Source organism: Nitrospira sp. BLG_2 (assembly GCF_049222245.1).
In genome coordinates this window covers 1-9,634 of the sequence record NZ_JBLYIG010000115.1, presented here as the reverse complement: position 1 = coordinate 9,634, position 9,634 = coordinate 1, and the positions used below count along the sequence as shown (strand labels likewise).

The 9,634-nt window shown below is 54.9% G+C and carries 7 protein-coding genes; 6 read left to right on the top strand and 1 reads right to left on the bottom strand.

The annotated features are described in order from the left end of the window. Positions 1 to 379: 379 nt before the first annotated feature. Positions 380 to 1,822, top strand: coding sequence for a high affinity choline transporter 1 (locus tag ACOSYY_RS03365; RefSeq protein WP_421660859.1), 1,443 nt, complete (start codon positions 380 to 382; stop codon positions 1,820 to 1,822). 56 nt (positions 1,823 to 1,878) lie between these two features. On the opposite strand, the gene ACOSYY_RS03360 is transcribed toward ACOSYY_RS03365, so the two are convergent. After that, entirely contained in the window at positions 1,879 to 2,241 is a 363-nt protein-coding gene (locus tag ACOSYY_RS03360) for a response regulator (RefSeq protein ID WP_421660858.1), read from the bottom strand. A 357-nt stretch (positions 2,242 to 2,598) separates the two neighbouring features. Here ACOSYY_RS03360 and ACOSYY_RS03355 point away from each other — a divergent pair, with 357 nt between their 5' ends. The 5 genes from ACOSYY_RS03355 to ACOSYY_RS03335 all read left to right on the top strand — a co-directional run. After that, positions 2,599 to 4,173, top strand: a complete 1,575-nt coding sequence (locus ACOSYY_RS03355; RefSeq protein ID WP_421660857.1) for a TolC family protein — start codon at positions 2,599 to 2,601, stop codon at positions 4,171 to 4,173. Beyond that, the gene (locus ACOSYY_RS03350; RefSeq protein ID WP_421660856.1) at positions 4,151 to 4,930 is read left to right on the top strand and encodes an efflux RND transporter periplasmic adaptor subunit; all 780 of its coding nucleotides are present in this window, start codon (positions 4,151 to 4,153) and stop codon (positions 4,928 to 4,930) included. The genes ACOSYY_RS03355 and ACOSYY_RS03350 overlap by 23 nt, the downstream gene beginning before the upstream one ends. Beyond that, the gene (locus ACOSYY_RS03345; protein WP_421660855.1) at positions 4,931 to 6,298 is read left to right on the top strand and encodes an efflux RND transporter periplasmic adaptor subunit; all 1,368 of its coding nucleotides are present in this window, start codon (positions 4,931 to 4,933) and stop codon (positions 6,296 to 6,298) included. It begins immediately after the preceding gene. Position 6,299: 1 nt separating this feature from the next. Further along, positions 6,300 to 8,441, top strand: a complete 2,142-nt coding sequence (locus ACOSYY_RS03340) for a site-2 protease family protein (protein WP_421660854.1) — start codon at positions 6,300 to 6,302, stop codon at positions 8,439 to 8,441. Between the two features lie 300 nt (positions 8,442 to 8,741). Continuing rightward, positions 8,742 to 9,634, top strand: an 893-nt coding sequence (locus tag ACOSYY_RS03335; protein WP_421660853.1) for a DUF4347 domain-containing protein, incomplete at its 3' end; no start/stop codon positions are given.

The following is a 9,634-nucleotide window of genomic DNA, read 5'->3' as shown; positions in this document are numbered from 1 at the left end:
GAGCTTTTTCTCGTGGGGTGCCGACTGGTATTCGAAGCATCTCGATACAGAGCGTTCTAAGTCGTCTTTAGGTTAGAACTTCACTCGTATAACTATAAGGTCAATTCTGCTCGGTTTCCTTTTATTATCTTACTATCTGATAGCTATCATACTTGGGATGCCACTTTTTAGTGGTTGAGGAAGGTGGTGATTGGAACGGGGGAATCATCCCGCCGGAGGAGGGCCTCGCCTCACACCTACGTCTCCTATCCGTGAAACCGGTCATGAACGGATTGCCTTTGCCTCTTGAATCAACTGACATGTTCGAACGGTCGTCTCTAGGCCGGAGGTTTCTTGAATATCGATTGATTGCAAACCAGGATCGCTTTATCCTGCGCGCGTGGTCTTCTGGTTCGTCATCCTCTATCTGCTCCTTTCCGTAGGCATCGGACTTTTCGCGGCGACCCGTGTACAGAACTCCAAGGACTTTGCCGTTGCCGGCAGGAGCCTGCCGTTAGCCGTCGTGGTGGCCACCGTTTTTGCCACATGGTTCGGTGCAGAAGCGGTATTGGGCATCTCGGCTACCTTCGTTAAAGAGGGGCTTCGCGGTGTTATTGCCGATCCATTCGGCTCCAGTATGTGTTTAATGCTCGCCGGGCTCTTTTTTACTCCACACCTGTATCGCCTCAATATGCTGACGATGGGGGATTACTATCGGTACCGCTACAACCGTACGGTCGAGGTTTTGTGCACGCTCTGCATTGTCGCCTCATATCTTGGCTGGGGCGCGGCGCAATTCAAAGTGTTGGGTTTGGTGCTCAATGTCGTGACGGAGGGAAGCGTCAGCCAATCGGCCGGAATCGTGATCGGCGCGGCCATTGTTCTCACTTATACGACGTTTGGCGGCATGTTCTCCGTGGCGATTCTCGATTTTGTCCAGATTTCCGTGATCATGGTGGGACTTTTGTATATTGCATCGATCGTCGGCGATCTGGCGGGCGGCGTGAGTATGGTGATCAATCATGCGGCCGAGGCCGGCAAACTCGACCTATTTCCACCGGCCACGATGGCGGCTTGGGTGTCATTCATCGGGGCTTGGATGACCATGATGCTTGGTTCTATCCCCCAACAAGATGTGTTCCAACGGATCACGTCGGCAAAGGACGAACCCACAGCTGTACGCGGCTCACTGCTGGGAGCCACGCTCTATTTTGCGTTCTGTTTTGTGCCGATGTTTCTCGCCTACGCCGCGATTTTGATTGATCCTGACAAATTCGGGGCGTTGCTGGAGCAGGATTCGCAGCTGGTCTTGCCGACCCTCGTGTTGCAGTATACTCCGATCGCGGCGCAAGTCATTTTCTTCGGCGCGGTTCTTTCCGCGGTGATGAGTTGCTCCAGTGCAACACTGCTCGCGCCGTCGGTTGCGCTGAGCGAGAACGTCATCAGGCCGATGTTTCCACACGTGAATGATTCGGAATTTCTCCGCCTCATGCGTGTGGTCTTGGTGGGATTCGCCTCGGCAGTATTGATTCTTGCGCTGTGGTCGGATGCGACGATCTATAAACTGGTTGTGAACACGTACAAGGTAACCCTGGTGGCGGCTTTTTTCCCATTATTTGCAGGGATTTACTGGAAGCGAGCGACGACACAGGGTGCGCTATGTGCCATTGTCGCCGGACTTACAAGTTGGTTGGCATTGGAGCTGGTAAGCCAGCCGACTGATATTTGGCCTCCGCAGCTGGTCGGGTTCGCAATGGCTGGAATCGGCATGCTTGCAGGGTCGGTGTTGCCGACCTGGGCGAGTAGTTCCGGAGATTTATCGAGAGAGTCAAAGACCAGCTAGGTAACGCGCTCCGTCCACTTAGTAGACGTGTGGCGGTTCGGTCTCTATCGGTCTGGTTAATGATCAAGCGTGAAACGCACGACTCGGCGAATGACCTCTGAGGTGAACGGCTTCTGAATGACACGTCGTGCGCCGAATAGCTTGGCAACGTTCAGGAAATTTTGATCGCCGACAGCTCCGGTCATGGCAATGACTCTGGCGTCCAGAAATTCCTGCGTCAGCGCGAGCGTCACTTCCATTCCATCGCGTTTCGGAATCAGTACGTCTGTCATGACGAGGTCGGCCGGTGCCTCACGGTAGAGCATGAGACCGATGTGGCCGTTGGCGGCTTCACGAATCTGATGACCGTCTTCTTCAAGGATGTCGCGCAATGCGGCTCTGATCGGTGCATCATCGTCGACGATCAAGATGCTGGCCATTTCCTTTCCTCCTAGAACAGAACATTGTACGGTACGCACGTGCCCAATCGAATGACGTTTACTCCCGCGTATTGGTTAAGGAGTAAAGATAGCCGCAGATTGAGAGGTGAGATAGATCCCCGAGGAAGTAACTCGGACGAAGGGGTCCTGGCCGAGGAAGCCAATGTGGACCTTCCAGGCAGCGTAATCCTCATGGCGAGTGATCGACAGTCCTGCCCTAAATGCTGGTCATCCCACAGTTACCCGTTCATCAATAGCTCAGCATAGTTCGACTCTGTTCACTTCCATTGAGTCAAGTTCTTACTCAACTCAGCCGATAGCGTTAGCGGAGTATTTTTTAGGAGGCTAAGGTCCGGCATGGCAGGGTTAAGGACTTTTGGGTATGTCCAATTTTGGGCGCCTCGCCCAGCGTTGGGGGCCGCCGTTATTTCGATCGCTCTGCTCTCGTTAACCGGATGTCTTGTCAAACCACACGCGTTGAACACGGAAGATGTGAAGGCTAGGGCGGTGAAAGATTTTAAAGCCATTTCGTCGATTGAAGAGCCTCTCACGGGACCAGTCGATCTCTACGAAGCCATCGCGCGTGCCTTGAAGTACAACTTAGATGCGAAGGTAAAAACAATACAAATTCAACTGGCTCATCAGCAGCTCAATGTCGCGCACTATTCCTTGCTTCCCCAAGTCTCCGCCAATGCCGGTTTCGATGGGCGTAATAATTTCAGCGGTGGTGTAGGGCAATCGATCCTCACCGGACGTCCAGCCATTGAACCATTCACTTCATCGGATAAGTACGCCATGTACGGCAATCTCGCCTTGAGTTGGGATGTACTGGACTTCGGGTTGTCGTTTGTGCGTGCTCAACAAGCCGCCGACAACGTGATGATTGCAGAGGAGGAAAAACGGCGTATCGCGGTTCGGCTTGTACAGGAAGTTCGAAGTGCATACTGGCGGGCCGTGAGCGCGGAACGGGTGCTCCCCCGGATCCAGCTTATAAATGAATCGGTTTCGAAGGCACTGGATAGCGCGCAGCGAATCGCCGATCGAAAGCTTCAGGCTCCGCTGACCCCCCTCAACTACCAACGGGACCTGCTCAGTATACAGCGGGAAGTTCGACGGCTCTTTCGTGAATTCAGTACGGCCAAGGCACAACTGGCTTCTATGATGGGGGCGCCACCTGGCATGTCGTTCAATCTGGTCATGCCACCGAGCGGGACCTCAGTGCCGGCGGTCAATTTGGACAGTCAGAAGATGGAAGAGCAGGCATTACTGCTCAGACCGGAGCTGCGAGCCATTGACTATAAGAAGCGAATTAATGCCAAGGAAGCAAAGGCCGTACTCTTGGAACTCTTCCCCAGCCTCAAGGTTTCATTCGGTGGGTACTATAACAGCAACAGTTTACTCTTCTATCAGAACTGGCTCTCCTATGCGGCCCAGGCGAGTTGGAATCTGATGTCGGTATTTCGTGTGCCGGCCAAGCTCAAAGCGATCGAAGCGCACGGACAAATGTTGGATGCCCAAAGCCTGGCGTTGAGCTTGTCCATTCTGACGGAAGTGCACGTCGGCGCCGTTCAATTCGTTTATGCCAAGGAGGAATATCAGGACGCTTGGAATTATCAGCAGGCACAGGCAGCGATTGTAGAGCACACCAGAAACTTGTGGCTGACGCAAAGGACGAATGACCTCACGTTGATTAAGGAACAAGTCAACGATGTTGTGGCGGATTTGAGGTTGGATGCTGCACGATCAGGGCTGGAAACTGCCTATGCTACCTTGATGGCATCCCTCGGGGAGGAAGCGGTTCCCGTCAGCATGGGGGAACAAGACGTGGCTCGACTCGCCGATTCGATCAGGCAGTATTGGGAATCGAGTGGTTTCGCGATGTCGGAAGTAGAAAGGAGATCGGAGGCCCATGCCATACCGGTGGCTCAGTAGCGTGATGGTGCTGCTGCTTTTCATGATGGCGGTGAGTGTTTCCGCAACAGGTAGGTCCAAAGAAGACCGACCGATTCGTGTCACCAGACAGGAATCCAACATTGCTCGTGGAATCGTAAGGGCGTCGACACAGGCGATCCTCTATGCCCAGGTTCAAGGCCGAATCAGTCAACTCCCGTACAAAGAAGGGCAGCGCTTCGAAAAGGGACACACGCTGGTTCAACTCGACTGTGACAAGTATCGTGCGGAATTAGCGGTCGCCATCGCTGAGCATGAGGCGAAAGACAAGCTCTATAAAAATAACATCGAGCTCGGCAAACTCAATGCCGTGAGCGAACTCGACCTGGAAACATCAGAGGCGGAAGCCAAGAAGGCATTTGCCGCTATTCGGGTCGCCGAGGTCAACGTAAAAGGATGCCGAATTGTCGCTCCGTTCGGCGGTCGTGTGGCCAATCTCATGGTCAACGAGCATGAAAACGTATTTCCCAACGACAAATTGATCAGTCTTCTTGACGACAGCAGCCTTGAGATCGAGCTCGTGCTGCCCTCCTCTTCGCTGTCTTGGCTCCGACGCAAGGAGACATTTACCTTTGTCGTGGATGAAACCCGAAGGAGTTATCGGGCAAGGATCAGGGAAATCGGCGCATCGATTGATCCTGCGAGCCAGACGATCAAAGTGACGGCGGCTTTCGAAAAGTTGCCGCCGGAAATCTTGGCCGGCATGAGCGGATCCGCTCAGTTTTCGGAACAACCCTAGATGGCAACGACTACAGAACCGACAGCACAACAGCTTCCGACCCTGATTCATCTGGCGACTCTCACGCATTTGGAAGGACAAATCCGTGCGGCCAAGACAATCCAAGAGCTGCAGTTTCTCTCCGTCAACGAAACGAGACGGTTGATTCCCTACGACCAGGCTTTTCTGCTGGGTCCTTCAGGCCTTTCGGTGGATGCGTATCGGATGCTCAACGCATCAAGCATCGCTGTCGTCGATCGCGATGCGCCCATGATCGTGTGGCTTGAGCAGGCGGTTCAGGCGCTGCGTCGAGCTGGGAAGGCCAGTGAAAAGCCGATGGTTGTCACGGAGGATCTGTTGCCCGATTCGCTTCGCTGTGGCTGGCGGGAGTTTGTGAAGGGGCATGTTTTTTGGTGTCCGTTGCAACATCCGGATGAGACGGTGCTCGGGGCTTGGTGGTTCGAGCGGGATTTCACCTGGCAGGAAAACGATGTGGCGATCGTCCATCGGCTGGCCAGCAGTTATGCGTATGCGTGGAAAGCGCTGTCAAAAAAAGAACAGGGCTGGTCCAGGAAGATCAAGAGACCGGCCTGGTGGCTTCTGCCGGTAGCCGCGCTGGGCGTGCTCTGTTTACCGATCCGGATGTCCGCCGTGGCGCCTGTCAAAATCATGGCGAAAGATCCAGTGGTGGTCAGCGCGCCCATGGACGGGGTCATCGCGGATGTGCTGGTGCAACCGAACCAAATGGTGCGATCGGGCGCTTCATTGTTCCGGTATGAAGATACCAACCTGCGTAATCAATTCCATGTCGCGGAGAAGCAATTGGCGGTCGCCCAAGCCGAGCATAGTCAGGCTATTCAAGCCGGTTTCAGCGATCCGCAACGCAAAGGGGATGTCCGCTTGAAGGAAGTCGAAGCAGATCTCCGCCGGATCGAGCTCGACTATGCGAAAGAGATGCTGGACCAGGTTGAAGTCAGAGCCTCGAAACAGGGGTTGCTTCTGTATTCAGATGAGTCTGATTGGGTCGGCCGGCCCGTGACCGTCGGTGAGCGCATCATGGAAATCGCGGACCCAAAGCAAATTGAGCTGCGGATCGACTTGCCGGTGGCCGATGCCATCGTCCTCACAGAAGAAGCCGAGGCGGTTGTCTTTCTCAACGCTCTTCCATTGGAGTCGTTAGCGGCATCCGTGGTCCATACGAGTTACCATGCGGAGGTTTTACCTGGAGACATCTTGGCATACCGCGTGACGGCGAGGCTGGCACGACCGGATCCGCGTGTCCGCATCGGTTGGCAAGGGACGGCTAAGGTCTATGGCAAGGAAGGACCTCTCGCGTATTTGTTGCTGCGCCGTCCATTGACGGCGATTCGACAATGGGTGGGCTGGTAGCATGTTCACCCGTGGAACATCGAGCACCAAGCCGCAGGAACGCAAGCTCCCACCGCTTCGCACGAATCTCCAATTCAATCGAGGCACTCCGACGCCCGATGGCGTGCCGACTTGGACCGTTGTCGATCCTGTCCGCAACAGATATTTCCAGATCGAATGGACCGTCTATCAGATGATCAAACACTGGAATGCTGGAACGATCGAGAAGCTCCATGCCGTGATGGCGCGTGAGACGACCTGTCGGACGAGTGTTGAGGATGTGGAAGACTTGGTGAAGTTTCTCTACGCGAACAATTTGACGGAGCAGTCTGCCGGCGGCAAGCACACAGATTATCAGGCCCAGGCTCAGGCCGGTGAACAGAATTGGCTGACATGGCTCGTCCACCACTATTTGTTCATCAAAATTCCGCTGGCGCACCCGCACAACTTTCTGAAGGCGACGCTTCCGTTCGTCGCGCCGTTCTACACGGCGGTCGCCGGATGGCTGTTCGGCATAGTCGGGCTGATCGGATTGATCCTCGTCGGTCGCCAATGGGACGCCTTTATCTCGACCTTTCTCTACTTTTTCAATTGGCGCGGGGCGATTCTCTATAGTTTGTCTTTAGGCGCAGTAAAGATTGTCCATGAACTGGGACACGCTTATACCGCCACGAGATATGGCTGTCGAGTTCCCACGATGGGCATCGCCTTCTTGGCTATGATGCCAGTCCTTTATTCCGATGTGTCGGATTCCTACCGTCTGACGTCAAAGCGCAAACGTCTCTTGATTGCCGCAGGCGGAGTGATCGCCGAGTTAGGGCTCGCGTCGATTGCGTTGTTTGTCTGGGGGTTTCTGCCGGATGGGACAGCCCGGAGTATCGCCTTCATCGTGGCCACGACCAGTGTGATCATGAGCCTGGCAGTGAATATAAACCCGTTCATGAGATTCGACGGCTATTATCTGCTTGCAGATGGGTTAGGAGTTCCGAACCTGCAGGATCGGGCCTTCGCATTCGGACAATGGCAACTGCGCGGGCTTCTCTTCGGATGCGTTGCCTCGCAGCCGGAGGCAACCTCAGCTGCTCTACGTCGGACCCTCATCGCCTATGCCTGGGCGGTTTGGCTCTATCGCCTGATTCTCTTCACCGGCATTGCCGTGATGGTCTATCAATATTTCTTCAAAGTATTGGGAATCATCCTATTTCTGATTGAGATCGTCTGGTTTATCGTCATGCCCATCGTTCGTGAGATCAGCGTCTGGTGGACCAACCGTGCTTTCTATACGGCTTCATCGAGAGTCTGGAGCACGGGCGCCGTTCTCGGCATCTTTATCTGGCTCGCGTGTATTCCGCTCCAAAGGAGCGTCTCCGCTCCCGCGGTTCTTGAGGCGGCCTCTTATGCCACGATTTACGCGCCGATGCCAGGGCGAATCAGTGAGGTGTTAGTCCGTGATGGGCAAATGGTCATGGCTGGCGAACAGGTCGTGGTACTGGAGAATCCCTCGCTGGAGAAAGAAGTGCGGCTCGCGGAAGTAAAAGTCGCGATGTGGAATTATCGCCTTGGTCGCCAAGCTGGTCATGATCAGGACCGTGCGCAACGGAAGGTGATCGCCCAATCATTGGAGGCAGGATTGGCAGAATTGGCCGGACTCGAATCCAAACAGGAAAATCTGATTCTCAAGGCCCCCATGGCTGGGATGATACGTGATTGTACAGATTCTCTCATCCCTGGCAGATGGATCGATCAAAAGCTTCCCGTTGCGCATCTCGTCGATGCAGGCCATGCTGAGATCGAAAGCCTTGTTCCCGTCGACGAGCTGGCTTATGTCGACGTTGGGCAGTCAGCTCGCTTCATCCCAGCAGACCTAACCAGACCATCCGTTGAAGCCCAGGTGACGGAGGTCGCGCAAGTCGATGAGAAAGATATATCCGTACCCTACTTCGCATCAATTTTTGGGGGAGATATGGCGGTGCGGAAAGACGATAAGGGCCGACTCAAGTCAGAGGGTTCAGTCTATCGGGTTCGACTGAACCTTCGTGGGACGATCCAGAATGCCGATCAAGCCGTCACCGGCCATGTCCAAATCCAGGGACAGCCATCCAGCTTGGTGAACCGAGCGTGGGGTCATATCATGGCGGTGCTGATCAAGGAAAGTGGATTCTAGGCATCCGCTTGAATCACGCCAGCCGGCCTTTGCACATGACTTGGTGGAGCTGTCCGAACCGGCTCTTAAATGCGTTTTTGAGTACAGGTGGTTCAATCAGTGCACCACCCAGTACGCCACTGGTATCAGTGTCTATATCTTATGGTGTGGTTTGTATCCGTTACCGCCCAATCGTGCAGGACTGTACTTCAATAGCTGGACAAAACCCTGCATAGCTTCCCTGGATCTTTAACATGAACAGCATCCATCCGATGAAGACTTGACGCATTGCCTCGATTACCTAAAGCAGCCGATATGTTCTTGCGCAAGAAACCAAAACCGGCCTCAACTGACAGGCAAGTCGAGCCGCCTCGGAAGGCACCCAAGACGCCGAGGACAAAACAATCCCTCCTCTCGCTTGAGCCTCGGCTGATGTTCGATGCTGCCGCTGCGGCTACAGCGGCAGAAGTAAAGACTGAACAGGCTGCGCAGGAGCAGGCTGAAGCCGCAGTATCAACCGAAGCTGCCGGCGATGATCAGACCACTGAGCAGAAGGAGTCACAAAACCTTCTTCAAGCCATTGCGACCTATAATCCGGCCGAGTCCACAACCGAGGTGGTTTTCGTTGACCCCACAGTGCCGAATTGTCAAATGCTGGTAGCCGGGATTGGTCCCAATGCAGAGGTGATTATGCTCGATCCCACGCGAGATGGGATTGAGCAGATTGCTGAGTCGCTGGCTGGGCGCAGCGGCATAGATGCCATCCACCTCATCTCGCATGGTAGCTCGGGGGAGTTGCACCTGGGTGCCGGCACGCTCACCACCGAGTCCATGTCCGGCGAGTATGCCGACGAACTGGCCACGATCCGAGAGGCCTTGTCGGATCAGGCGGACATTCTTGTTTATGGATGCGATTTTGCCGAAGGCCAGGATGGGCAAGAGATGGCCACGTTGCTGAGTCAGTTGACCGGCGCCGACGTCGCCGCGAGCACGGACGCCACCGGCTTTGCTGGATTGGGCGGCGACTGGGTACTGGAGATGAAGATCGGGACTATCGAGACGCAAATAGCCGTGGATGACGGGGTCCAGGCGAATTGGGTCGGCCTGCTCGCCGGTGAAACGCCCCCCACCATTTCTAACCTGAGCGGCGACAGCCGGGTGTACAGCGAGGGGGCGGGGGTGGTGGTCATTGAGAGCGGCAACGCGGTGGTCGC

Excerpts from the sequence above, each read along its gene's own strand:
- ACOSYY_RS03360 (WP_421660858.1), bottom strand. The coding sequence starts at position 2,241 with ATGGCCAGCATCTTGATCGTCGACGATGATGCACCGATCAGAGCCGCA.
- ACOSYY_RS03355 (WP_421660857.1), top strand. The coding sequence starts at position 2,599 with ATGGCAGGGTTAAGGACTTTTGGGTATGTCCAATTTTGGGCGCCTCGC.
- ACOSYY_RS03350 (WP_421660856.1), top strand. The coding sequence starts at position 4,151 with ATGCCATACCGGTGGCTCAGTAGCGTGATGGTGCTGCTGCTTTTCATG.
- ACOSYY_RS03345 (WP_421660855.1), top strand. The coding sequence starts at position 4,931 with ATGGCAACGACTACAGAACCGACAGCACAACAGCTTCCGACCCTGATT.
- ACOSYY_RS03340 (WP_421660854.1), top strand. The coding sequence starts at position 6,300 with ATGTTCACCCGTGGAACATCGAGCACCAAGCCGCAGGAACGCAAGCTC.